Source organism: Sinorhizobium sp. 7-81, assembly GCF_030124405.1.
Lineage (GTDB): Bacteria > Pseudomonadota > Alphaproteobacteria > Rhizobiales > Rhizobiaceae > Sinorhizobium > Sinorhizobium psoraleae.
In genome coordinates this window covers 1-22,924 of sequence record NZ_JASKLT010000019.1, presented here as the reverse complement: position 1 = coordinate 22,924, position 22,924 = coordinate 1, and the positions used below count along the sequence as shown (strand labels likewise).

Genomic DNA, 22,924 nt, shown 5'->3' with positions numbered 1-22,924 from the left:
TTATTGCTATCGAACGGTCGTAAGCACCCGGCAAAGGTCGCTGCCTGAAGTCCTTCAGGCAGCGACCTTTGCCGGGTGCTTACTCCTCGACCGGCCGGAATTTCTGAGCAAGATCCATTGCTGTTACCACTCTCGACGCGTCCCACCTTGGCGGCATGCGTCGTACAAACCCGTGAAAATTGGCCTGATATTTTCAGACTCGCCGCAAGCATTGGCCCCGAGGCCCGAGGTGAGATTCTTCGAAAATTCGGCGCCTATCCGCGTTTAGAACGGCCATGAATTGGTGCTCAGAGAGGTCCCCGTCTCGAGCGTTCGATCCTCATGCTCGACTGGCTGAGCGACATTGATTTGCAGCGCCGCGGCAGATCGATTTGAACGGGGCCTGCCACGCCCGCAAGCTTCACCGGGCGTGTTCTAGTTCAACGGATGGCCGACGCTTTCGATCAGCTCTTATCTGGCGCGGCTAAGAAAGCAGTCCCCGACCGTCCCGGTTCGCTCGGGGGCTGAAATGGCGTGATCGACCAATCGATCAGGTCGGTGGCACGCTGAAGTACGGCCTCGGCCCGAGTGCGTGTGGGCGAAGCGGCAATGACATGTCCGATAATGTCTAAATAATCGCCTTTCCGGATGATTCGGGTCCCAGGTTCAACATAAAATCTGACTTCCACGACACCCGGTACAGCAGCCGCCCGACTAGTGCCGTCGACCGGAGCGAGGATACCGTCGCGATCAGGAACGAGGAACCGCGCGACCGCAGCGTGCGAATGCGTTGTGCGCAAATTGCACTCGTTGCCGATCACAAGCTTGATGTGCTCGTTGATGATATCTACACCGTACGCAAGTTGAACCAGCCGAGGTGTGGTCCAACCCGGAAGACGCGCATTAACTTCCATTACGACTGGGCCACGTTCCGTCCATCGGAACTCAATATTTGCGGGTCCCCAGCCAAGGTCTAGAGCTCGCAAGCAGTTCAGCGAAACATCCTCAATACGCTTATGCTCCTTTTCAGTTAGCTTGGCCGGAAACATGCTCTGGCAAGGGACGAAATGCGGTGGGCAGCCGAAGTCTGCGGCACCGACGGCAACAACCGAGTTCCCCATCGTAACGACGTCATAGAATGAGCCTAGTGCAAATTCTTCGACCAGTATGTTTGGCGAAGACCGCCACGGGTTCTTCTCGCCCAGCAGATAGGTCGTATGTTCGGCTAACTCATCCGCATCGCGGCACAAACGAACACCGCTGCTGCCGTTACCCACTGCGGGCTTAACAATCACCGGAAGGCCTATCTTCGCGGCAGCGCTTTCCACGTCCGTCGCATTCGCTGCCAAGCGAAAAGAAGGCACTGGAACGCCGGCCCGGGCGAGGAGCTGGCGTTGGGCAAATTTGTCACAGCACCGTTCAACGGACACCGGATTCGGTCCCGGTAGACCGAAGTGCCGGCAAAGCTTGCCGACGGTCGCATAGACCGACTCCCCGCGGGTTGTAAAACCAGTGATACCAGCGATCTCATAGGTCGCACGCAGCCGGAGACATTCGCGCAACAGCGCCTCGAAATTGTCAGTATCGACCCCGATAGCCTCACCGCTTTCCGCCACAAGATAGTCGTACTGAGCTGGATCAGCCGCCAGGGTAATTGGATGAAGTCCAAGACGCTGGGCCGCTTGGAAGTATAGCAAACCATTACTCCTCGAACCTTCAATGAGAATGAGTGCTCTTCTTGGCATCGGCTGTTGCCTTTCCTTACTTGCGGTGGGGGTGGTCTTAAGGTGAATTTGGTGTCGACTTGTCATTCGATAATGCCGCCCAAGAAGGCGCTCGACTGCTTTGCCTTCGGCGCAGTGTTTACCACGTCTGGTCACGGCAACTGCGCCATCAGGAGTCTTTGTTCAATATCCGAACACAAGCGCGGCAGTTTCGAAGCGAGTTGCTTATTGTTCTGAGCAATGAATTGAAGAAACTCTTCATCGTACATGGTTACATAATCGAGCTTCTCGACGGCGGCGTCGGTCAGCACTGGGATTGACGACATGTCGACTACGGCACGCGGCTCCAACCGCAGAAGCGCTTGCTGAAGAATCCCCTGGTATTCGTCGTTGACGTCAGCGGTTGCGATTACGACAATTGAATAAGGTTCACGTACGGTGCCAACCTCCACCGGGCGCTTGAGCAAGACTTCTATGTCGGTCCAAGCGCGGAGACGTTTGCGAAGGTTTTTGGGGTTCCTCGTCACGACTACCGTCGAACGGAATCGCTCTCCCACACCGCTCCTGATCAACTCGCGCCCAAGCATGCCCGCCCCGATCATGTAGAGATGGTTGGGTGTCGCTCCATCCCGAAATCTGCTAGCTATGATGTCTCGGACAATCTGGTCGTAATTGAATGATGCGATGAACTGCTGTCGCTCGCGCGAGCCACGACCCGTATCAACGGCTCGTCGCGCGATATGGAAAATTGGGAGGTTTGGATCAAGAAGTTCAATTGCTTTCGCGAGTTGGTCGCTGATGTAAGCCTCACCAAGGATTTGGGAATGAGCGCCGGAGGCAATCTCGGCGAGACGTTGAGCAATAGGACCCGAACCTTCAATGCGATTGCACGGAAGCTCACAAAATATCGCGGGGGAGAGATTTCTGATTGCGGGCTCCTCACCATAGACCTCAACTCGCAAGCAGGTTGCGACCAAGAGAACTCCGCTTTTCGCGAGATCGTGAGCAATTGGTTTAATCTTCGCCGAATGCTGCGCCATTGTAGCAGGCGAGGTCATCCGGTGGTCAACGTAAAGGCCAAGAAGTTTTCCCATCGGTTCCTCCTGAAGTTGATTTGAACTCACGGGCTATTGACGACGGGATGTTCTCGACATCGAGTTCTCCAGAAATCGTCCTCCGGCGCCTCGAGTTCAGTATCAGACGAGTGGGATCGGCTGCGGTATTACAACCGATGAAGGATGCAAGCCTTGCGCCAACTCGGTTGGTCTAAGCGGAAGAAGAATTAATTTAATTATATTCAAGCTCCTATGACGGTGTTGCAGGAGACTAAGCCGCACCGCAGTGCGCGCAGACACGACAAACTCGACATCTGATGGCGAGGAGCGTGACATAAGAGCATCGCGCCAGACGACAGCTTTTTCGTCATGGGCTGAGTTTCAGACCATGCACTTTGGTGCGATGCTAAATGCCAAGAATCAGATGCTTAATACGCTCTCGGAAGCACAGTACGGCGGCGAGGCAGTTTTCCGGGCGCTTGTCGCATCGGGTTGTGATCCTGAAAAACTGCTCCACGACACGCCAGAAGGCGCTCGAGGCGATCCGCGAGGCAGGGCCGAGCCGTGAGAAGGTAATGCAATACCTCGGCAAGAAGTAGGCACTCAGGACGGGCCGCTTGTCGGCTTGTCGACCAGCTTTTCGATCAGCCGCCTAAGCTCAGCCGGGGTCGTATGTCCTGCAACGACCTCGTAATAGCCGATTCCCGCGCGTCGAAGCGCCTCTTTGTTGATGGCGTCGCGCGCCGCCGCGGCGCCTGATGGTGCGCCCCACCCTGATACTCGATGGCGTGCCGAGGCTGGCAGTTCCCGAGTTCCCGTCGACCAGGAGCAGGTCGACGCGTTTAGAATTGATGCAGCTATGCGCGACCGAATCCTTGCTACGTATGATCTCGCCCATGGAGACTTGGGCCATTACCTGCCATGTCGGGTTGCAGCCAATGACGATACGGTCGAGTTCCTTGAACACGCGCGCCTCGCTCTTGTTGAGGAACGGCTGGATCGAAGTTTGCGCCCATCACGATCCGCAACTGTTTGGCAGCGTCGATTTTTTTCGGCGGCTCCGTAACGAGTGCCGGAAGCCATGGCCCAGCGGCGATGCTAGCGCCGCGACGTTTTCCTGCCAACGTGATTGATTCCTGGCCTGTCATGCGTGCTGCCGCATCGCCGCCAAGAGCTGCTCAACGGCCATGCCAACGATGACGCCGACGAACAGAGCTGCGGGGAGGCCATCGCCGCCTTTCGTCACGAAGGGCAAACCTGATTACGGCGTCACCAACATTCGATTCACCGCACTGGCGCCGCTGGCTGGCGCCGCAATATCGCTGCATCGTGCCCTGGACGGCATTCTGTGAACTTGAAGATACGAAGCCGAGGAAGACGGCGCGCTGGTTTAGGCTCGATAAGAGCGAACCGCTGGCCTTCTTTGCCGGGATCTGGACGCCGTGGAAGGGAGAGCGCGGCTCGATCAAGAATCCGCGCGCCGGCGAACACGAGCTATTCGGTTTGCTCACCTGCGAGGCACAATAAGATTGTGAAGCGATCCACCCGAAGGCATGCCGGTCATACTGACCGAACCGGCCGAAGTCGAACTCTGGCTCACTGCGGAGTGGGAGGATGCCAAGCATCTGCAAAGGCCACTCCCCACGGACGCGATGATGATGCTGCCGCTGGAGCGTGCGGAAGAACAGACGCTTTTCTAATTCGGGAGGAGGAGGGGGAGGGGGTTGGCCAATCGCGCGTCGCCAGCTAGAGCCACAATCCACCGCATGAGTGGTTAAACGCTACGGCATCGTGGCGCCTCAACGCTCCCATGTCAAAGCCGTTGGGACGGCTGCCATTCTCCGAGCCGAGGTGGACGGAACTATCCCTACTTCATGAAATCAAGAGGTAGAGGGATATCGGGAACTACGAAGCAACGGCCAAGGTTTCAGGCGCAACCAGAGCATTGACGATCCGGACACGCAAGGCTTGCTTGCGAAGCTCGTAGAAACCGGGGAACCCCTTTATATCCTCCGGCAACTCGGCGATTTCCAGGCCAGCCAGGTACTCTTTACGTGCACGCGCATCGGGCTTTTGGAGTGCATACCACTCGTGTGGCATCTTCTGGCGTTTCTGGTTGTTGATGGACCCCTCCAGCAGCTGAAGGTTCGGCAGCCGGTTGTACTTTTCGCTGAGGATTTCCCGCAGCTGTTCATTTACGCCTGCCTTCTTGAGCTTGGCCTCGGTGAAGCGTCCTTGCGGATAGATATGATCGACGTGGAAGTGCCGTGACAGGTCGAAACCCGGGAAAATGAGGGAGAGCAGGGCGAACGTCCGACCATCGCCGTAGGGCAGTTCGGAGAGCTCGTCGATTTCAACATCTGTGAAGGCGAGAGATTTCCCGCGCAATGCCATGACCGCCTCGAGCTGCGCAACTGGGAACCCCTGCGGCGCGTGAGCGCTGATTTTCTCGCGCAGCGCGGTGAGGAACGTATCAAGACCACTTCCCCAGATACCCGACGCCTTGAGCAGGCTACGGATCAGCCACCGACGGATATTCTCGCGATCCCCTGCGTATTCGGCGCGGAGAAGGTAGGAGCCGTCCAGCTTGCGGGCATACAAATAATAGGCAATTGGTAGGATCGCGCTTTCGGCGCGTAGGTTCTGGTTGTTGAAGCCGAAGCTGGCGAGCAGCTGGACCGCCAGCATCATGGCATCGCGAATTTTGGGCCAATTGCTTTCCAGAACCGCCATGTTGGCCTTGTTGAAATTCTCCACCTTGAAGCCGACGCTGCCAATGTCGGAAAGCATCAGGCCAGCCTTCAGAACCAAATCCTTGGTGAACTTAAACCCGTCCCCCTCATTGTTCATGTCATCTACGAGGGTATGGATGGCCTCACGCGCGTCGACTTCCTCCCATTGCGCCACCGCGATCGAGAGAAGCAGGTCGGAATAGGAGAGCGGAGTGCCGCCGCTGTTCATGCGGATAAAGATATTTAGCACGTGCTCGAGGCTCTGGTTTTCCTCCTCGTAATACGTGATCACATCTTTGTCGTGAATCGTCCTGTGAAACAGTCGCAGGGTCGCACGCGCGGCCTTGACGCTCTCTTTGTCGAGGTCCAGGTCATCAAGGCTGTCGACAAGGGCGTCGTAGTCCTCGGTGAGCACACGTCCGCAATGGAACCAGACTTCGCCGTCTTCTGGCGTTGTTGCCTGTTCGTCGGTCAAGAACTCGAAGTGATACTTAGAGCCGCTTTCCAGGTCCGGTTCGCTCAAAAGGTTTAGATGAAGACGGCGGACGGGGAAGGCAGCATCCGACGCCCAACGCTTGCCGGGCATCTTCCAGGCGTAAGAGCCCCGCAGACCAATGTTGAGCGCGGTCATGCGCTGCTGGCCATCGAGGACGGCGGTGAGCTCACGGTTCGGGGGGTCTTTCAGCAGTTCGCAGTGAGAGCGGTCGCGCTCGTGGTAGTCGCGTACAAAATCGTAGAACTTGTATTCGTTTCGCCGCTCCTGCGTGATTTTCCAGAACAGGAAGGTCCCGAACGGGTAGCCCTGCATGAGGCTGTCAAAAAGTTCAGAGATCTGATCGGGCCACCAGACAAATTCGCGCTGGATCGCCGGCAGGATATAGTCCTGGCTGGCAATCTTATCGAGCAATGCTTTGATGGTTCCGCCTGGCTTGTACATCTTTGCCCCTCAGTGTTTCTGTGTTCGACAGCTAGCACACGGCAAAGTGGCGGCACAACAGGGAAGGGTAATCGGGCTTGGTGAAGGCGCGAGAACCGAGGGGACAGGCCGAAGCCTGTCCCCAAGCCCTTACGAGAGCTTTCTGTCGAGCCAGTCGTAGGCAAAGCCGTATGCTGCAGCAATGATGCCCGCCGCGAGCGGGTGGACCTCGTAGACGAGGATGCCGACTGCGAAGATGCTAACGGCTGTCATGAACGGGGCGCGGGCGTAGAAAGTTTCTGGTTTCATTGTCAGTTCCTAGTGTTATGCGGCATGTTCACCGCATCTGAATTGTCGCCCGAGGCGATGCAAGGAACAAAAATGACCGAATCCGCCGACAGGATTTTTCGGTCCCAGGGCCAAGGGAATTGCGGCGTCGTTTTCGGAGACTGAGCTGCCTCTACCGCGTCGACGTAGGTGCAGAGAAGCTGCCCGTTCGTTGTAGGATCCTACAATTGACGGGCAGCTAATACTTTTGCGAGTAGCGTTCTGACCGGAATGAGATCCCATCTCCCGGTGCTGCTGTCGGAAAAACATTTGGAGGTCAGGCATGTCCCAAGGTGAGTCGCTCACCTTTTACACTTACGCACGTGTCGATGAAGGCCGTGACGATCGCTGGGCCTATACAGGTATTCCGGAGATCTTCTTTTATGATGAGGACAGCGCGCGTGAGGCGCTTCACGAGCTGCGCGGAGATGTTGAGAGTGACATGGATGACGAGTGGCCGCCGATGCAGCTCGAGAAGATAGTGACCCTCCCGATCTCGAAGGAGAGCATATTTGCGCTGCTGAATGACGGCATAGGCGCGTTTGTGAAGAGCTACGAGGTCATCGAGATTATCGAGTGATTTTCGCGGGCGGGAGGAGAGGGAAGGGGCTGCAACGGGGGCTCTCCTCGCCCTGGCGCGGTCGGGTCGAACCCGGGCCTTTGAGTTTCGCCGATGATACTGTTTTTCAAGGACGTTGTCCTTTGGGAGGATCAACATGCTTAGGATTGTTTTGCCGTGCCTAGCTCTTTGTGCGGTGTCCATATCGTCGCCCGCCTTTGGGCAAGCGCTGTGCAACCAGGGGACATTTGACCACGTGAAGGCGGTCTGCGGATTTGATTTTCGAGCAGATGGCCGCCCTTCTTGTGGTTCCGTTGACGATGCAATCGTGGCTGTCGACTGGGTTTTGTTCAAAGATGCCGGCGCTCTGGCGACATACCGAGCGGAAATCGCGGCGTGTAATTATCGGCCGACCGGCAACCAATCATTCTTTGCAATCGTCGTTGCACAAAAGCATAACCCAAGCGCTATGTGTAATCTTGTATCCTGTACTTATGAAATGATTGGTCCGATGGGTTCGTATATTGCACGTCTTCTCAATGAGCGGCGGATGCCTTCACCGAAATAGAGGCAACTCAGACGCCACCCCCTTCATTAGCTTGCGCTATCGCTCTGCAATCATAGATTTTTTACTACTTCGTTGCCAAAGTGTCGGGGAAAGGTGCTATGCGGCAGTCGTTCTGGTTGCCAGCGAATCACCTACGCGTTACCGTGAACGAAGCAAGAAAGTTTCACGCGCCTATGACCCGAGTTGCCCACCGAGCCGGATTCCGCCGACCAGCCCCGGCTCTACAGCCGGTAGTTCGTGACGCGTCCATCAGCCTGCAGACGGGTCGAGTTATGGCCCGCGCCTGGAGTGAGCAGCTCAAGGCTGACCGGCGCCAGCCAGCAGCTTGGGCGTTCATCGCCCGGGCGGTGGACGCGTATGTTAGCGCATCCGTGGAAATCACAGGCCGCGACATTGCTATTACTCCTTTGTCGATGCCACTGTCTTATATTTTGGACACGTCAGCTGCCGAACTCGCGTGCACGCTCGGCAGAGCCGCGGCCTCGTTCCCGATCGAGGAAGCCTGCTATCAGCTTAGCGCCTGTTACACGGCGATGCTGCCACAAGACGTCCGGAGTGCCTGGGGGGCGTATTATACACCGCCGGCCCTCACCGATCGGCTGATGACATTGGGGGTTGAGGCGGGTGTGGACTGGCAAACCGCTCGGGTCCTCGACCCGGCATGTGGCGGCGGAGCGTTTCTGCTACCAGTCGCTCTTAAGATGCGGGAGGCTTTGCCTCATCTGCGGGCGGCGGAAATCCTCGACCATTTTGAAGGGCATTTGCGGGGGTTTGAGATTGACCCCTTTGCCGCTTGGCTGACCCAAGTATGGCTTGAGATTGCCTTTGCTGCTGAGCTGCAGGCCGCAGATCAAGCTTTCCCGAAGGTGGTCACCGTATGCAATAGCCTTGAGCAGAGAGCCTGTGGTCAATTTGATCTGGTCATCGGGAACCCGCCCTACGGGCGTGTGAAGCTCGCCGGCACGTTACGAACGCAGTATGCGCGCAGCCTGTATGGGCATGCCAACCTGTACGGACTTTTCACAGATCTGGCATTGCGTTGGGCCAAGCAGGGCGGCGTCATTGCTTACGTCACGCCCACGAGCTTCCTGGCAGGCGAGTATTTTAAGGCACTCCGGGGCTTGCTTGTACGCGAAGCTCCTCCGGTAGCGATGGATTTTGTGACGGCCCGGCGCGGCATATTTGAGGATGTCCTGCAGGAAACGATGCTCTCCACATACCGGAAAGGCGGAAAGGGGAGCGCGACGGCGGTGCACTTCCTTTCTGTGAATGGAACGGCTGAGGTTACACATGTGGGCCATTTTGCGTTGCCGGGCGAACCCACGGCGCCGTGGCTGGCGCCTCGCCGCCCTGCAGACGACGATCTCGTAGCCGGTCTCAACAAGATGCCCACGCGCCTTGCTGATTGGGGATATAAGGTATCGACCGGACCGCTGGTCTGGAACCGGTTCAAGAAGCAATTCCGCGCCCGTTCTGGAAAGGATGTCTACCCGGTTATTTGGGCTGAGGCGGTTACACCGGATGGGCAATTTGAGTTCCGGGCGCAAAAGCGCAACCACCTTCCATATTTCAAGACTGAAGCGGTGGACGGATGGCTCAAAGTTTCTCAGAGCTGTGTCCTTCTCCAGCGCACCACCGCGAAAGAGCAAGCCCGGCGCCTGATTGCGGCCGAGCTGCCAGAAGCGTTTATTCGGACGCATGGCAGTGTCATCGTCGAAAACCATCTCAATATGATCCGCCCTGTTCGCGCGAAAGCGGCAGTCTCGCCAGGGGTCGTGGCTGCGGTCATGAACTCGCGCATTGTTGATCGTGCCTTCCGATGCATCAACGGCAGTGTTGCTGTCTCAGCATTCGAACTCGAGGCCCTCCCGCTTCCGAGCGTCGACAAGTTGAAAAAACTTGAAAAGTTGGTGAAAACCGGGGCTTCTGCGTCTGCGATAGAGGCCGAACTTGAGTGCCTTTACGCGGGTGGGGCAGCATGATTGATCTGCTGGCCTGGCAGGATATCCAACTTCGGTTGCGTGAAATTTTCCCAGAAGGTACTCCGAACCGAGCGCAATCGATTTGGGACATTGCCGCCCGAACTGTTTTCGTCATGCTATACGTCGATGCGGTCGAGGGCAAAGGGGTGTGGCTGAGGCCTGACCAGGTTACGCGCATGACCGACGCGCAGGCCGCAAAGGAGAGCCCCGCTGATCGTGCAATGTGGGAGAAAGATTCCGTTCGCCCGTCCAAAAGCGATATTCCGGGCCGCTGGTATGCGGTCAACACACGGGAATCGATCCGTGACGATACTATCCGCAACGCTCTGGTCGCCAACGGCGCCGTGATTGAGCGGCAGGGTTTGCCTACCACGTCCCCAGCGGGGAAATATGCACTGCAGGATGGGTTTGCAGCTCTCTTCGCTCCTGAGCTTATGGGTGAAGAGCTCTCAGCGGCCATTGCGGAATGGCAAGGGAAGCATCTTACGGCAGGCGCGCGGATGCGCATTGCGGTTATGCGTAAGGGTGCATCAGCTGGTGGCGACCGGATCTTGGTGACATTCCCCAGTGGTGAGACGCAGCGTATGGCGCCTGGCCCCAGCTCGGAGCTGTCGAAAGCGGTCATTGAGATCTTCGCGCCGAAATTTCTCACGGAGCCGGCTGTCATTTTCCTGAGTGAGAGCCGTGACAAGGTTGTTTCCCGGCATGAGGAACTAGCAAAGCAGATCGGCCTTAACATTCTTGCAGACAGGAACCTTCCCGATATTATCCTCGCGGATCTGGCGCCTGCGCATCCCCGCCTGGTCTTTATCGAGGTCGTCGCCTCAGATGGTCCCGTCTCCGAAACGCGCAAGGAAGCCCTGCTGAAGTTGACAGATGCCGCAGGTTTCCCGCGCGAGCATATCGCGTTTGTGACGGCCTATTTCGATCGCAGTCGCGCACAGTTCAAGAAAACCGTTGATGCGCTGGCTTGGGGCAGCTTTGCGTGGTTTGCAAGCGAACCCGAGCATCTGCTGCACTTCGACGGTGATGGGGAGCTCGTTTGGAAGGCAAAATAGCGGCCGCCGAGCGAACTACGGCCATCAAAACTCCTACTGTGTGGCCCGGGGTGCTGCTTGCCACAGCTTGGTTGAGTGCGTCCTTGGCACTCTTTATCTGTCTCCTGAATGCTTACGGATTTCGGTGGTACTCAATTATTCTGCTTATTAGTTGTCATGCCGCGTTCGCGATCGGTATGGAATTTAACAACTTTCGCCGAGAGAAGTTTGCGAAGGCAAACGAGCGAGTGTGTTCGGGCGCGGGAGATACTTTTCCGGTTACTACAATAAGGCAGGCGTGTATTCATACGACGCTTCTGAGTTGATAGACGGCCGATAGCGACGGGGTCCTTCAGGCTATTGCACCCGAACGATCTGAGGGTGCTCCTCGGTCATCCACTGTGGCAGATCCATTCCACCATGCACAAAGACTTTCAATTTCTTCGCTTTGCTGAGTGCGGTCTGAAAATTGATAGTCCCGCTGTGTGCTAGGGCTTGGATAATGAAAGCATATGGTGACATATCGTTCGGAAGCATGCCCAAGCGTTGCTTTTCAGCGACGAGGATAGGCGTAAGCTGATCCACCTCCAACCGCAGCGATCTGAAAATCTGCTGTGTGGTTTCGGCAAGTCGCTTAATGTCGCGGGGCAGGCGGTCGGCCGACCATTGCGCCCTGATTTGCGCGATGAGCTTCAGGATTTCCGCTGTTCGCTCATCTTTCTTTGCGACGGCCGGCGCATCCGCCAATCTGTTTGCCTCGGCGATAGCGATCTCCGCGTGCTCAAGCATAGCCTTCACCTGGTAAGCGATCCGCTCGCGGGGCCAGCTTGCGGTATCGCTTTTATATATCAGATCGTGAGTTGCCAGACTCCAGGCGTGCTGCAGCACGGTTTTCACCTGAATTTCGAACACGGCGCCATCGAGATCGACGTTCTTTCCGGTCTGGCTTGCTCGTTTGGCAACGTACAAACGCAGGTCGTCGAACTGGAAATTCGACGCCTGCTTAAATGTGACGGCATCCTCCGCAGGTCTTCGTTCGACCAGGTCATAATGGGTCAGAATCCATGTTTCAGCAGCTTCGATTTCCGAGAGGGTGGGCACAACGATCGTGCAGGCGAAAAAATCCTCGAGCTTGGCTGGGTCAGCAACCCGACCGGTCTCGATCTTCAATGCAAAGCTCTCCAAGCCTTTTGTGCGGCCGATAAAGAACCACCCTTGCCTTTCTGCCTCACCCTTGAGGAGCCCCTGCACCTCATCTGCCAGTCTTTTGTAACGCTCCTCACTGGCTGCGTGCAGGTCACGGATCGCCTTAATGATCTTCATTTTGTTCGGCCACCGGCCCATGGATGGCGGTCGTAAGGCCGCTTTGCCGCTTGGCTCGAGGCGCCAGATCCGTAGATGCACCGCGGACATTGGTCGCATAGTCGATGACCAGTTGGCGAGCAGCAACGTTCGCTGGATCATCGTCGACCGGAGGCAGGGTATTGGCCACGGCCTGGGATACCTGGGCCAAGAACGCCTCATACTTCGGAGCGAACTCTTCCATCGGGAGAAGGCGGTCCTTCTGGAGCACGAAATACGCCCACAAAGTGTAAAGGTGGCTTTGAACCTTGAGATGGTCCTTCATCTCGGCATTCGCGGTGAGCAGCGCTCGAAGCTGACCCTTTGTCGCCTCAAGCAAGGCAAGCACATCTTCCTCTACAAATTCGGCGACCTCGCTCGTATCTTCATATTCCGCGTAGAACTCATTCAGCGCGTCTTGATCGAAGCCGGTAATCTGGCGCTTGAGCAAAACATAAAGCAGTTCGGAAATGAACTGGACGTCGGCCATGCGCTTGGCGCGCGCCGTCGTAACGACGCCAAAATCCTTCCATTCTTGCTTTTCCGCTTCCGCTTCGGCGAGGGTAATCAGCCAACCGTCGTATCGCGCATGACGCATTTCCTGTTCAGTGAGTTTGCGGGAATTGCGGTTGATGCGTTCGAACGTGTTCTTCAGGGCCGCATCGTTGGTGTCCGGTAGCATTTCAACGATAAGAACATAATTCCAGAAGCGCTCCCGTGTCGCACGCTCGAGATCGTTCCATCTCTTGCGCTGCAAATTCACATCAGAGAAGTCGTCGGGAATGCGGACCTTGTTGTTCGCGAAATCGATAATCGTTTGTAACCGCTGCTTCCCATCGACGACATGGTAGGTCGCGCGCCCGCTTTCATTGAGCGACTTATGTAAGAAGACCGGCGGGGCAGGGTAGTTGTTGAGGATTGTGTCAATGAAATATCGCTTGTCCCGAGGCGACCAAACGCTTTTCCGCTGATAGGGAGGATTCAGGTCCAGTTGATTCTTCTCGTTCAAGTCCAAGAACCAGCTAATATCCTGGGTGGTGAGTGCTCTGGCCATATGCGATTAAGCCCTTCGTTATTTAAAATTCTTTGGGAGGCATGCCAAAGACGGGTGGACAATACCACAGGCAATATCGTCTGCAACTTAGGCTACGTATTAAAAGCAGGAAGGCATTTCCTCATCGTCCCGCGTTTCTATATTCTGTCGCTCTCGGCAAGGGATCAGCGTCCCGCTCCAGGGTGCCCGGTCCAATGCATCCATTGGTAAAATCGGGACTCTGAATACCTGAGCAGCGATCGGAGTTCGCACGCATCAAGAAGAATAGATCCTCGGCACTCAGGGGAAACGATGCAACGAAGCGCTTCCCATCCGATTCTGCGATCTCGAAGGCTATTGCCGTATCCGTTGCCTCCTTCTTTTGAACCACAAGCTGCAGCATCTCGAGAGAATTGCGATACGACTCCTCCTTTGTGAGCAAGGGAATGATATCGAATGTCAGGAGCTTGCTGCCGGGCGGAATAATGGCATCCGCATCGTTACGCAGGCGGATTTTCGTTGCCCCCGCGAGATAGTCGCTCCGAGTGGCCGCAAGGATGAAAGCGGCCGGGGCGTCCCCCTCGTTCACGGCGACCACACGAAGTGTGGTTCCATCTATGGAAGGCGTCATCAAGACCGTCTTCGAGCGAGGATTGTGCACGAGCTGATAAAGGGCAGGGCCGGCAACGCTGACCACAGATATAAGTGCGGTGAGCAAAGCCAAAACCGTGCTCGACACGGGGAACCATCGTCGCCAGTCCTGGTGGGACTGGCAGTGCGTGCACAACTGCGCGGGTTCGGGAATAGGCAGCCCGCACTGAATACACGGTTTCTGAGGCGCACTATCCGAGCTCATATGAGGATCCTCTCGACCTCGTCGAGGCTGACGTCATCGCCGCGACGATCGTAGAGCTGGGTGGTACGCGTCGAACTATGATTGGCCATGAGTGCGGCCTTCTCAAGAGTACCGCCGTTCTTGAGATAGGCGGTGATACCGGTCGCGCGGAATGTATGGCAGCAAACGGCGGTGTCGATGCCGGCCACCGCGGCACGACGCTGGATCATTGCATAGGCGCTCCCTTGGGGAAGGGGGCGCTCCGACAATCGTCCGGTTCCCCGCGCGATCGTTCGGAAGAGCGGGCCGCGGGGCTGGTCCCGCAGTCCCCCCGCCTCAACGTAGTCGTCCAGGTAATGCTCGAGCGTGTGGTGGCAGGGCATTTCCTGGAGCTTGCCGCCTTTCTCGTGCCGCCGGACCCAAAGACGGCGGTTCTGCACATAGACATCGCGGACCTCCATACCAGAAGCGGCCCGATGCGCGCAAAGGTATAAGTGATAAGGCCGATCAGCGCGCGATCGCGCTTGCCGACTAGCGTCTCGGCCGGGATGCTGTTGAGCAGCTGCCGGGCTTCCTCTGGCGACAGCACCGGCGTCTTGCCGCGCTTGCGGAAATGTTTCGGGCCGCGCACCGAATGCGCGGGATTGATCTGCATGACGTGCCCTGTCACCAGCCAGTCGAACAGATGCCTGATAGGGCCAGGCGCTGCTTGGCCGTAGGTGCCGCATGGCTCTGTGTCAGCTCCTCAACCCAACCGGCGACATGGATAGGCGTGATGGCGTCAAGCGAATGCACCTCTTGCTGCTCGCACCAGCTCAGAAGTTTCACTGCCGCCTTGGCGTAGGCGCGGCGGGTGTTTGGATCGCGGATCTGCGCCGTGAAGAACTCAAGGAAACGAAACTTAGCATGCTCCGGCGCCTGCCGTATCAGTGCCGGAGCTGCAGCAGAACGCGCGATGATCAGGTCATTCATGCCGCCGAATTCCGTTCAGCCGCGCGCGCGTCCACAATTTTCATCAGGTGGTTGGCGAGCAGAATAATCTCCAATGCCTCCATAGGGTCGGTCATATCAACGTCCCTATGGGAATTTGGATTTTTGTAGGAGCCTATGGCACCGCAGAACAGCTGCATTCTGGCAAGACGCTCACCAGCTTCTGCATTCGGATCGGTTAGCACCCCGCCTTCCGGCTTGAAGGCTTCCTGCATCAATTTGGTGCCCAAGAGGTCGTTTCCGTAGCCACTAACCTCGCGGACATACACTTCAACGGCTTTCATCGCCTGAAACACGGCCGCATCATATTCAGCCCGGACGAATGATGACCAAACCCTGTCTGCGAACCGGCGGTGAAGGATCTCCTTGGGCAGGAGCCGCGCAACTTGATGTTGGGCAAATGCTGCTTCGTTTTCGAACGCCTTGGCGCGGCGGCTCAGGATAGAAAATCCGTTCACCCCATTTCCATCCGTTGCAGGGATGATCATGCCCTGCGCTACCAGATAAAGCCAAGCCTCGCTGATGGCGACCTTTACCTCGTCCGCTCGATCAATCGGATAAGGGGCGTCATTCCCGAAGTTGCCGATTACTTCATTGAGGGAATTGTGCAAATTGATATGTCGCGCGTTTGGTTGCTCCAAACGCCGTCGCAGAACGAAAAGGAGCTTTGTCGCCAACTCTTCGGGCTGCAACGCCAGCAAGAGATTGACGTCCGGAATCTCTCTGGCGAGGTCTCTCATAACTCCCCCATATCTTTCCGGATTTGCAAGGTGAAGAATTCCAGGAATTTTGCTCGCGCAGACGCGCCGGCGGCCTGTAAGACGCCCGGCATAGAGTTACCCGAAGTGATCCGGCCACTTGCCATGAGCGTCATTTCTTCAAACTAACGATTGAACCGCTCGGAACCTGCGAATATCCATAGGTCTGCTGGTATTCGGCCGCAGCTTGGGCGGGACTTAGCTCGGCAGTGGAGCAATTGATATTCATACCGCTGTCGATGGCGTCGGCGACCGCATTCGTCCAGCGCGTATCATCGTACATTGGCCCCTCTATGGAAAACACCTTCCGGGCGTGATCGGCAATGACCATAACCACAGGCTTTTGAGGCTTCGCCATTCAACTTCTCCTATCGATAACCGAGACCGGCGCCTGCGGCGACCGCCCCCCCGGTGACTGCCTCAGTGTAGCGTGACGGTTCGGCCATGCTCCCCCCTAGCGGATATCAACGACGTTGGTTTGGTCGGTGTCGATCTCTTCGAGCCAAGGCAGGAACATTTTTTGCGCTTGCTGGATCTGCTGATCGACCCATTTCACGTAGTGCTCACCGCTGCCGCGCGGTGCGAGATAGGCACGGATTTGAGTTTCGACATCGCTCCATCGAAGGCTGTTTTCAACGCAGCACTGCAAATAAACAACCGCGCTTCGTCGATCTGACTCATGAAGAGCAAAGGGCGCGCGATCACCGGAAAAACATCCGCCAACCAAATTCTCACAACTCATGCTGCAGTTCTCCATATCTATGATAAAGGACATGAACGAGATGACGCGAACGGCTATGCCGCTTTCGAGGCCGAAGGCTTATTATCTCTCCGCGCGTCAATGAGCACGATGTCCGGATTATCCGTCAGCTTAAGATCTTTTAGAATGCGCTTGACCTTGGCCAACTCTGCCGCGGTGAAATAGATGATGGCTTTGATGCCTGTACCGGCATCGCTGGCATTCTGGTAGATCGGCACCTGCTTTTCTAGGTTTGTCGCCAGCTTGGTGTTTTTGGCGAGCTTCATTTCCACGAGGGTTTTCTCTGTGCCTCGACTGATCTTGAAATCGACCGGCCCACGGCCATCGTTGGCTTCAGCTCCGAAATCAGAAGGCGTCCCGAACCAGACCAAGCGATAGAGAACATGCAGATCCTTCTCGCGCTCGATAGGCACGCCTTTGTCGTCGTAAAAGAATCGGTGACCGCCTTTGTTTTCAATTACGTCCTTTAGATAGGCCAGGCGGGCATGGGCTTCCTCATAGGTCGATTTCCCGATCTCGTAGAATTTGGTATCGGCGACGAGTAAGGCCTGCAAGGCTCTCAGCTGCTCGATGAACATGTATTCGATCGCCAAAACCTTTTCGGCACTCACGTCCGAAGCGTCATCCCCGCTCTGCTCCTTCAGGCGGATATAATAGTCGATGATTTCGGGGAAACGCCGCATCGTTGCGACGGCCGCCTTCGCGCGTTCTTCCTTGGTGGGCTCGCGCTGCTTCTTTCCCGGCTGTTTGGGACGCCGTTTCAGTTCGGTTTCGAAATAATTGAAGACGGCCGCACGCAACTGCACGTCTGGAATTGCGGTAGGGACGTTCTCGAACCCATCGATCAGGTCACCCTTGTTGATCCAGTTTTCGTCGCGGGTGAGCATGTCTTTCGGTGTCAAAATGACATAGTCGCCGTTAATCCAGGGTAGCTTGTATTTGGCGCGTGCCCAAGCCTGGGTCTGATAGTTGAAGCGAGCGCGCTCAACCCACACTTCCCGTACTGCGCCGGGGGGCAAGTGGGCCGCGGCGAACGTCTCTGTATATTTGCAGAGGAAGTCCTTGATCAGGTTGGTGGTGAAATCGCTGATGTTATCGCGTCCGACACCATCAGAGACCAGACATACCTTTTCTAGGTGGCTGCTTTCCGTGATCTGCTCTTCGCCGAAATTCGAGAAGATGACATTGAGATTGGCGTGAAGGCTTCGCGCGAAGTCCATCCCCAGACCGGCGCCACCGTTTCCGGAAACCGAGAATCCCAACCAGTTCTGCTTAACTTCCTTGAAGCAATACCAGTTGCGCAGATCACCTTCGTTTACGGATCCGGCGGCCGCCCGATCGCGCAGAAACACGAGATAATTGATGATCGCTTCGTGAAGTTCGACATATTCCGGCTTGTCGCTGTGGAAGAGCAGGAACGGGTCGATGAACAGCGGCAGGTCATTCACGATAGAAATATTGAGAGCCCCATACTCCTCGAATACTTCCGCATCGACGCCGAAATAGTCACTAATGAATGTCGCCATGAAATCCCCTTCTCCAATTGGAGAGTAGAGCGGAAGTCACGTCAGAACAACAGATTATATATACCGGTGGGAACTTTCCCCATAAAGTAGAAACGGTGCGAGTATGGGAGAGATCGCCGCCGCGGGCAGGAACTTCGGGCATGCTCGACAGGATAAAGAAGAAAGGGCAGCCGCAGGAAGCTCAGCTAGCGGCCTCCTCGGACGCCGACATCGACGCCGCGCTGGAGGCCAGGGCCGCCCAGCTGGCCTTATGGAGCAGTTGTTCCAGAAGGGTCGCTGGGCTTGGTTGAAAGTGACCGTTATCGCAATCGTTACTCTTCCTATGCTCGCGGCCTTCACGTTTATCATTATGACCAAAGACCCGAAACGTCTGTCTGTCGGCATCCCTTGGCTTGTCAAATTTGAATACGAGCTCGGGAAGGTGCCGTGACGCGAACGTGGTAAATGGCAAAGCGAGGATGCGCCAATGACGCGAGAAGAGCTCTATGAGCTGGTCTGGTCCAAGCCCATGACCGAGGTCGCCAAGGACTTCGACGTCTCTGGCAGTTACATGGCGCGGGTCTGCACGGTGCTTAATGTCCCCCGACCAGAGCGGGGCTACTGGGCCAAACTCGCGGTCGGCAAGGCACCGGCCCGCGAACGCTTGCCGGAGGCACAGCCCGGCGATCAGCTGCATTAGTCGAAGGACGGCAAGCTACATCCCCCGCCGCGAGCCCGGGTCCAGATCCGGCGCCGGCGCTCCAAGACGCAGGTGCCGACGGACAGCATTCATCCCTTGATCCGTGGAGCGAGGCAACATTTCGAGACTGGCCGTCCGGTTGCGGACGGCGCATACCTCAAACCCTACAAAAGACTGCTGCTCGATGTCACGACGTCGAAGGGCTGCCTCGACAAGGCCCTCAAATTTGCCAGCGACCTTTATAATGCCTTGGGATCCGGCGGGCACCGCGTCGTGATGGCCCCCTCGGGGCAGGGGTTCTATCGCAGCCGCATCGACGAGCGTGAGAAGAACCGCGAGCAGCGCAACTATTACCACAATAGCCTCTGGTCACCGGACCGCCCGACTCTCGTCTATATAGGAACAGTCGCCATCGGGCTCACGATCGTAGAGATGTCCGAACAGACGCTCATGCGGTACATCGGCAACGGAAAATATATCCGGGACGCCGACTACGTTGCTCTCAAGGCCTCTGGCCGGTTCGTCGATCATACATGGACGACCACCCGGGAGGCGCCGTCCGGACGCCTGCGACTGGTTGCCTACTCGCCTTACTCGCGTGTCACCTGGACATCCGAATGGCAGGAAACGAGATCCGCGCCGCTCGGCAAATCCCTCAGAGCCATCGTCAAGGCGATTGAAACCGCAGCCGTCGAGCTCGTGGCCAAACTGGAGGAAGCTGATCGCAAAGCCGAAGTCGAACATCGTGAATGGCTTGCCGCAGAGGAACGACGCCGCATTGAACAATCCGTCAAGGACAGTCGCGAACATCTAGGACAAGTCATCCAGCAATGGGCGCACGTGATGAGCGTCGAACAGTTCCTGCGGGGAGTCGAAGACCGAGCCGCCGCGTTGGCCGCCGACGAACGGCAACAGGTGCTCGATCGCCTCGCCCTCGCACGCCGTTTTCTGGGTAGCAACAATCCGCTGGACTTCTTTCTGTCATGGAAGACTCCCGCGGAGCGCTACCAGCCGCTCTATCGTGACGGTCCAAATGACCGCTGAGTTCCATAAGCTATCTTATGCGATCAAAACATGTAGCGGCATTTTAGAGATGCGACATATGAGCCAGTTAGAGATGCGACAGTCGTCGCCTCTCGGGATGCTGGTCAAACGTCAACGTTTGGAAGGAAGACTGGCGACGTGAAGCGTGGTTGAGACCATGAGCGTTCGGAGTCGTCATGTCTTGTTTGATCGTCATGTCGCAGAAGGAATTGCATCGTCTTGAACTCATCCAGCAGATTCGCCAGCGCCGCTTGACCGTCGTCCAGGCGGCCGAGTTGCTCGGTCTCAGCCGCAGTCAGGTGCACCGGCTGTTGCAGGCCTATGACCGGGCCGGCGCCGACGGTCTGGTCTCGAAGAAGCGCGGCCGGCCGAGCAACCGGCGTCATAGCGAGGACTTCCGCAATCTGGTGCTCGACCTGGTGCGCGAGCATTACCAGGATTTCGGACCGACTCTGGCTGCTGAGAAGCTGATCGAACGTCACCGGATTGCCGTCAGCAAGGAGACGCTGCGCCAGTGGATGATGGAAGCCGGCATCTGGGTCTCGCGACGCGAGCGCAAGAAGCGGGTTTTCCAGCCGCGCGGCCGGCGCGATTGCTTCGGCGAGCTGGTTCAGATCGACGGCTCGCATCACTGGTGGTTTGAGAACCGCGGCCCCAAATGCGCCCTGCTCGTTTATATCGACGATGCCACCGGCAAGCTGTTGCATCTGCGCTTTGCTGCCTCGGAGAACACCTTCGACTATCTGCACGCGACGAAGGCCTATCTGCAGCAATGGGGCAAGCCGATCGCCTTCTACAGCGACAAGCATGGCATCTTCCGCACCACCCATGCTTCCAAGAAGGACAGAACCAGCGGCCTGACGCAGTTCGGGCGGGCCCTCTACGAGCTCAACATCGACATCATCTGCGCCAATACCCCGCAGGCCAAGGGTCGTGTCGAGCGCGCCAACCAGACGCTGCAGGATCGGCTCGTCAAGGAGCTGCGGCTGCGCGGCATCGACACGATCGAGGCCGCCAATGCCTATGCGCCGGAGTTCATGGCGGACTTCAATCTTCGCTTCGGCAAGGCGCCGCGCAATCCGAAGGACATGCACCGGCCGTTTGCCGAGCATGAGAACCTCGATGGCGCGATGTGCCGCAAGGAAGTCCGCACGGTGTCGCAGGCACTGACGCTGCGCTATGACAAGGTGATGTTCATCCTCGATCCGACCGATCTCGCCAGGACGCTTGCCGGCCAGAAGGTCATCGTCTGCGACTATCCCGATGGCCGTCTCGAGATCACCCATGAGGCGACCTCCCTGCCCTACAGGACCTTCGACACGCTGCGCTCGGTGCACCGGTCCGAGGTGGTTGAGAACAAGCGCCTTGATGACATGCTGGCCCTGGTCGCCGAGATGCAGGCTGGCCGCGCACAGCAGCGCAGCAAAGGCGGGCCGCGCCGCACCGGCCAGACGGACCATATGTTCGGCATTCGCGATGGCAGCCTGAGCAATGGCTATCAGAAACGTGGCACCAAGCCCGGTCCAAGGACGGATTTCACCAACGATCCGGTGGTGATCGCCCGGCGGCAGCAGTCGCTGGCCAGACTCAAGGCTGCCGCGCATCCGGCGGGTTCGGGCTCTCAAAGCTAAAGTTTATTCTTGCGTCTTAAGCCATCCGCCGCCGACCGGCCTGCGCAACCCTGACCAGCTTCAGCCGGTCGGCGGCTTGCGTTTGCGTACTGTTTAAATATGTTCACTTGCGAGTGCAGTAATAATGGGTATGATGATGTCGCATTTCTAAGTTGACTACTTTGTCTCTTCTTTAAATAGCTTTGACAAAACATGTAGCGGGGTACATTCTATTTCCAAGTGCGACATGGCAATAAAAACAATGGCTTGGCCCTTGGAGATTTGTGCATGTCGCAGTGCTATTTGCAGCTCACCCTTCCCGACCGTCGACGTTTGCATCAGCTTCTAGAACGCAAGGTTCCGGTTGCCGAAATTGCCCGGCAGCTCGGCCGTCATCGCTCGACGATATATCGCGAGCTGAAGCGCAACACCTTTCATGATGCCGAGTTTCCGGAATACAGCGGCTATTATGGTGGCATTGCCAACGACCTCTCCAAGGAGCGTCGGCGACGCCTACGCAAGCTCAGGCGCCATCCGCAGTTACGCGAGCTGGTGATCGAGCAACTGAAGGCACTTTGGTCGCCGGAGCAGATCGCCGGCCGTCTGCTTGCCGACGGTGTGAGCGCCGTCCGTGTCTGCACCGAGACGATCTACCGTTTCATTTATGGCAAGGAAGATTATGCGCTGGAGCTCTATCGGCATCTGCCGGAAGGCCGTCGCAAGCGCCGCCCACGCCGCTCCCGCAAACCCCGCGACGGCTCGATCCCGTTTGATTGCAGGATCAGCCAACGTCCTGATTTTATTGCCGATCGCTCGCAGTTCGGCCATTGGGAAGGTGATCTCTTGATCTTCCGGCGCGACCTCGGTGACGCCAATGTCACCTCGCTCATCGAGCGCAAGAGCCGCTACACGGTGATGATCAAGAATGGCAGCCGTCACTCCCGGCCGCTCATCGACAAGATCGTCGATGCCTTCTCACCGCTACCCGCCTTTGCCCGGCAGAGCTTCACCTTCGACCGTGGTACCGAGTTTCGCGGTTTCAGGGCTTTGGAAGATGGGATCGGCGCCAGGAGCTGGTTCTGCGATCCAAATTCGCCGTGGCAAAAAGGTGCGATCGAGAACACCAACAAGCGCATCCGCCGCTTTGTGCCGAGCGATACCGACCTATCCGCCGTCAGCCAGCAGCAGCTGGTCGCCCTTGCCCACCATCTAAATTCCCTGCCCAGGAAGTGCCTTGGCTATCGCACACCAGCCGAGGTGTTCATGGCACATTTGCGAGATTGCGGGTAATCCCCTACCATCCACTCGTCATTGTTGCACTTGGATTAGATTCTCCACGGCATTTTAGAGATGCGACATATGAGCCAGTTAGAGATGCGACAGTCGTCGCCTCTTGGGATGCTGGTCAAACGTCAACGTTTGGAAGGAAGACTGGCGACGTGAAGCGTGGTTGAGACCATGAGTGTTCG

At 57.0% G+C, this 22,924-nt stretch carries 22 protein-coding genes and 3 pseudogenes; 11 read left to right on the top strand and 14 right to left on the bottom strand.

Annotated elements, in window-relative coordinates; genetic code table 11:
- Nucleotides 1–443: 443 nt before the first annotated feature.
- Both QN224_RS30005 and QN224_RS30000 read right to left on the bottom strand, forming a co-directional pair.
- Nucleotides 444–1,724 (bottom strand): acetyl-CoA carboxylase biotin carboxylase subunit family protein, encoded by a 1,281-nt coding sequence (locus tag QN224_RS30005; protein WP_283979649.1) that lies wholly within the window; start codon nucleotides 1,722–1,724, stop codon nucleotides 444–446.
- A gap of 131 nt (nucleotides 1,725–1,855) precedes the next feature.
- Nucleotides 1,856–2,797: a hypothetical protein gene (locus tag QN224_RS30000; protein ID WP_283979648.1), complete on the bottom strand. Its 942-nt coding sequence runs from the start codon at nucleotides 2,795–2,797 to the stop codon at nucleotides 1,856–1,858.
- Nucleotides 2,798–3,276: 479 nt separating this feature from the next.
- Between QN224_RS30000 and QN224_RS29995 the strand changes: the two are divergent.
- A pseudogene (locus tag QN224_RS29995) lies at nucleotides 3,277–3,357 on the top strand (DUF3606 domain-containing protein); the annotation flags it as partial.
- A 4-nt stretch (nucleotides 3,358–3,361) separates the two neighbouring features.
- Here the strand turns inward: QN224_RS29995 and QN224_RS29990 are convergent.
- Nucleotides 3,362–4,013: pseudogene (locus QN224_RS29990) on the bottom strand (DUF2726 domain-containing protein).
- Here QN224_RS29990 and QN224_RS29985 point away from each other — a divergent pair.
- A pseudogene (locus QN224_RS29985) lies at nucleotides 3,979–4,458 on the top strand (SOS response-associated peptidase family protein); the annotation flags it as partial. The pseudogenes QN224_RS29990 and QN224_RS29985 overlap by 35 nt on opposite strands.
- 205 nt (nucleotides 4,459–4,663) lie before the next feature.
- Here QN224_RS29985 and QN224_RS29980 read toward each other — a convergent pair.
- Both QN224_RS29980 and QN224_RS29975 read right to left on the bottom strand, forming a co-directional pair.
- Nucleotides 4,664–6,427 (bottom strand): DUF262 domain-containing protein, encoded by a 1,764-nt coding sequence (locus QN224_RS29980; protein WP_283979647.1) that lies wholly within the window; start codon nucleotides 6,425–6,427, stop codon nucleotides 4,664–4,666.
- 129 nt (nucleotides 6,428–6,556) lie between these two features.
- Nucleotides 6,557–6,715: a hypothetical protein gene (locus QN224_RS29975; RefSeq protein ID WP_283979646.1), complete on the bottom strand. Its 159-nt coding sequence runs from the start codon at nucleotides 6,713–6,715 to the stop codon at nucleotides 6,557–6,559.
- Between the two features lie 301 nt (nucleotides 6,716–7,016).
- On the opposite strand from QN224_RS29975, the gene QN224_RS29970 reads away from it, so the two are divergent.
- From QN224_RS29970 to QN224_RS29955, 4 genes are all read left to right on the top strand, one after another.
- Nucleotides 7,017–7,313, top strand: a complete 297-nt coding sequence (locus tag QN224_RS29970; protein ID WP_283979645.1) for a hypothetical protein — start codon at nucleotides 7,017–7,019, stop codon at nucleotides 7,311–7,313.
- 136 nt (nucleotides 7,314–7,449) lie between these two features.
- Nucleotides 7,450–7,860: a hypothetical protein gene (locus QN224_RS29965; protein ID WP_283979644.1), complete on the top strand. Its 411-nt coding sequence runs from the start codon at nucleotides 7,450–7,452 to the stop codon at nucleotides 7,858–7,860.
- A gap of 272 nt (nucleotides 7,861–8,132) precedes the next feature.
- Entirely contained in the window at nucleotides 8,133–9,842 is a 1,710-nt protein-coding gene (locus QN224_RS29960) for an N-6 DNA methylase (protein ID WP_283979643.1), read from the top strand.
- Nucleotides 9,839–10,900 carry a BsuBI/PstI family type II restriction endonuclease gene (locus QN224_RS29955; RefSeq protein ID WP_283979642.1) on the top strand — a complete coding sequence of 354 codons (1,062 nt, stop codon included), beginning with the start codon at nucleotides 9,839–9,841 and terminating at the stop codon, nucleotides 10,898–10,900. The genes QN224_RS29960 and QN224_RS29955 overlap by 4 nt, the downstream gene beginning before the upstream one ends.
- A 336-nt stretch (nucleotides 10,901–11,236) precedes the next feature.
- On the opposite strand, the gene QN224_RS29950 is transcribed toward QN224_RS29955, so the two are convergent.
- The 9 genes from QN224_RS29950 to QN224_RS29910 all read right to left on the bottom strand — a co-directional run bounded on the left by QN224_RS29950 (nucleotide 11,237) and on the right by QN224_RS29910 (nucleotide 18,122).
- Nucleotides 11,237–12,202, bottom strand: coding sequence for a hypothetical protein (locus QN224_RS29950; protein WP_283979641.1), 966 nt, complete (start codon nucleotides 12,200–12,202; stop codon nucleotides 11,237–11,239).
- Nucleotides 12,189–13,274 carry a DUF262 domain-containing protein gene (locus QN224_RS29945; protein WP_283979640.1) on the bottom strand — a complete coding sequence of 362 codons (1,086 nt, stop codon included), beginning with the start codon at nucleotides 13,272–13,274 and terminating at the stop codon, nucleotides 12,189–12,191. The genes QN224_RS29950 and QN224_RS29945 overlap by 14 nt, the downstream gene beginning before the upstream one ends.
- A 121-nt stretch (nucleotides 13,275–13,395) precedes the next feature.
- Nucleotides 13,396–13,992 (bottom strand): hypothetical protein, encoded by a 597-nt coding sequence (locus tag QN224_RS29940; protein ID WP_283979639.1) that lies wholly within the window; start codon nucleotides 13,990–13,992, stop codon nucleotides 13,396–13,398.
- Between the two features lie 113 nt (nucleotides 13,993–14,105).
- Nucleotides 14,106–14,549 (bottom strand): tyrosine-type recombinase/integrase, encoded by a 444-nt coding sequence (locus QN224_RS29935; protein WP_283979638.1) that lies wholly within the window; start codon nucleotides 14,547–14,549, stop codon nucleotides 14,106–14,108.
- Between the two features lie 205 nt (nucleotides 14,550–14,754).
- Nucleotides 14,755–15,060: a site-specific integrase gene (locus QN224_RS29930; RefSeq protein ID WP_283979637.1), complete on the bottom strand. Its 306-nt coding sequence runs from the start codon at nucleotides 15,058–15,060 to the stop codon at nucleotides 14,755–14,757.
- Nucleotides 15,057–15,818 carry a TIGR02391 family protein gene (locus QN224_RS29925; RefSeq protein WP_283979636.1) on the bottom strand — a complete coding sequence of 254 codons (762 nt, stop codon included), beginning with the start codon at nucleotides 15,816–15,818 and terminating at the stop codon, nucleotides 15,057–15,059. Before QN224_RS29925 ends, QN224_RS29930 begins: the two co-directional genes overlap by 4 nt.
- Nucleotides 15,819–15,948: 130 nt before the next feature.
- Entirely contained in the window at nucleotides 15,949–16,194 is a 246-nt protein-coding gene (locus tag QN224_RS29920) for a hypothetical protein (protein ID WP_283979635.1), read from the bottom strand.
- Nucleotides 16,195–16,290: 96 nt separating this feature from the next.
- The gene (locus QN224_RS29915) at nucleotides 16,291–16,578 is read right to left on the bottom strand and encodes a hypothetical protein (protein WP_283979634.1); all 288 of its coding nucleotides are present in this window, start codon (nucleotides 16,576–16,578) and stop codon (nucleotides 16,291–16,293) included.
- A gap of 53 nt (nucleotides 16,579–16,631) precedes the next feature.
- Nucleotides 16,632–18,122, bottom strand: a complete 1,491-nt coding sequence (locus tag QN224_RS29910) for a hypothetical protein (RefSeq protein ID WP_283979633.1) — start codon at nucleotides 18,120–18,122, stop codon at nucleotides 16,632–16,634.
- Between the two features lie 140 nt (nucleotides 18,123–18,262).
- On the opposite strand from QN224_RS29910, the gene QN224_RS29905 reads away from it, so the two are divergent.
- The 5 genes from QN224_RS29905 (at nucleotide 18,263) to QN224_RS29885 (ending at nucleotide 22,745) form a co-directional block, all read left to right on the top strand.
- Nucleotides 18,263–18,412 carry a hypothetical protein gene (locus QN224_RS29905; RefSeq protein ID WP_283979632.1) on the top strand — a complete coding sequence of 50 codons (150 nt, stop codon included), beginning with the start codon at nucleotides 18,263–18,265 and terminating at the stop codon, nucleotides 18,410–18,412.
- 176 nt (nucleotides 18,413–18,588) lie between these two features.
- Nucleotides 18,589–18,801: a hypothetical protein gene (locus QN224_RS29900; RefSeq protein WP_283979631.1), complete on the top strand. Its 213-nt coding sequence runs from the start codon at nucleotides 18,589–18,591 to the stop codon at nucleotides 18,799–18,801.
- A gap of 72 nt (nucleotides 18,802–18,873) precedes the next feature.
- Nucleotides 18,874–19,845, top strand: coding sequence for a hypothetical protein (locus tag QN224_RS29895; RefSeq protein WP_283979630.1), 972 nt, complete (start codon nucleotides 18,874–18,876; stop codon nucleotides 19,843–19,845).
- A gap of 176 nt (nucleotides 19,846–20,021) precedes the next feature.
- A complete protein-coding gene (locus tag QN224_RS29890; protein WP_283979629.1) occupies nucleotides 20,022–21,476 on the top strand; it encodes an ISNCY family transposase in 1,455 nt (484 codons plus the stop codon).
- A 267-nt stretch (nucleotides 21,477–21,743) separates the two neighbouring features.
- Nucleotides 21,744–22,745: an IS30 family transposase gene (locus tag QN224_RS29885; protein ID WP_283979628.1), complete on the top strand. Its 1,002-nt coding sequence runs from the start codon at nucleotides 21,744–21,746 to the stop codon at nucleotides 22,743–22,745.
- Nucleotides 22,746–22,924 lie beyond the last annotated feature (179 nt).

What these genes read in the sequence shown, in the direction of transcription:
- QN224_RS30005 (WP_283979649.1), bottom strand. Translation starts at nt 1,724, where the DNA reads ATGCCAAGAAGAGCACTCATTCTCATTGAAGGTTCGAGGAGTAATGGT.
- QN224_RS30000 (WP_283979648.1), bottom strand. Translation starts at nt 2,797, where the DNA reads ATGGGAAAACTTCTTGGCCTTTACGTTGACCACCGGATGACCTCGCCT.
- QN224_RS29980 (WP_283979647.1), bottom strand. Translation starts at nt 6,427, where the DNA reads ATGTACAAGCCAGGCGGAACCATCAAAGCATTGCTCGATAAGATTGCC.
- QN224_RS29975 (WP_283979646.1), bottom strand. Translation starts at nt 6,715, where the DNA reads ATGAAACCAGAAACTTTCTACGCCCGCGCCCCGTTCATGACAGCCGTT.
- QN224_RS29970 (WP_283979645.1), top strand. Translation starts at nt 7,017, where the DNA reads ATGTCCCAAGGTGAGTCGCTCACCTTTTACACTTACGCACGTGTCGAT.
- QN224_RS29965 (WP_283979644.1), top strand. Translation starts at nt 7,450, where the DNA reads ATGCTTAGGATTGTTTTGCCGTGCCTAGCTCTTTGTGCGGTGTCCATA.
- QN224_RS29960 (WP_283979643.1), top strand. Translation starts at nt 8,133, where the DNA reads ATGGCCCGCGCCTGGAGTGAGCAGCTCAAGGCTGACCGGCGCCAGCCA.
- QN224_RS29955 (WP_283979642.1), top strand. Translation starts at nt 9,839, where the DNA reads ATGATTGATCTGCTGGCCTGGCAGGATATCCAACTTCGGTTGCGTGAA.
- QN224_RS29950 (WP_283979641.1), bottom strand. Translation starts at nt 12,202, where the DNA reads ATGAAGATCATTAAGGCGATCCGTGACCTGCACGCAGCCAGTGAGGAG.
- QN224_RS29945 (WP_283979640.1), bottom strand. Translation starts at nt 13,274, where the DNA reads ATGGCCAGAGCACTCACCACCCAGGATATTAGCTGGTTCTTGGACTTG.
- QN224_RS29935 (WP_283979638.1), bottom strand. Translation starts at nt 14,549, where the DNA reads ATGGAGGTCCGCGATGTCTATGTGCAGAACCGCCGTCTTTGGGTCCGG.
- QN224_RS29930 (WP_283979637.1), bottom strand. Translation starts at nt 15,060, where the DNA reads ATGAATGACCTGATCATCGCGCGTTCTGCTGCAGCTCCGGCACTGATA.
- QN224_RS29925 (WP_283979636.1), bottom strand. Translation starts at nt 15,818, where the DNA reads ATGAGAGACCTCGCCAGAGAGATTCCGGACGTCAATCTCTTGCTGGCG.
- QN224_RS29920 (WP_283979635.1), bottom strand. Translation starts at nt 16,194, where the DNA reads ATGGCGAAGCCTCAAAAGCCTGTGGTTATGGTCATTGCCGATCACGCC.
- QN224_RS29915 (WP_283979634.1), bottom strand. Translation starts at nt 16,578, where the DNA reads ATGAGTTGTGAGAATTTGGTTGGCGGATGTTTTTCCGGTGATCGCGCG.
- QN224_RS29910 (WP_283979633.1), bottom strand. Translation starts at nt 18,122, where the DNA reads ATGGCGACATTCATTAGTGACTATTTCGGCGTCGATGCGGAAGTATTC.
- QN224_RS29905 (WP_283979632.1), top strand. Translation starts at nt 18,263, where the DNA reads ATGCTCGACAGGATAAAGAAGAAAGGGCAGCCGCAGGAAGCTCAGCTA.
- QN224_RS29900 (WP_283979631.1), top strand. Translation starts at nt 18,589, where the DNA reads ATGACGCGAGAAGAGCTCTATGAGCTGGTCTGGTCCAAGCCCATGACC.
- QN224_RS29890 (WP_283979629.1), top strand. Translation starts at nt 20,022, where the DNA reads ATGTCTTGTTTGATCGTCATGTCGCAGAAGGAATTGCATCGTCTTGAA.
- QN224_RS29885 (WP_283979628.1), top strand. Translation starts at nt 21,744, where the DNA reads ATGTCGCAGTGCTATTTGCAGCTCACCCTTCCCGACCGTCGACGTTTG.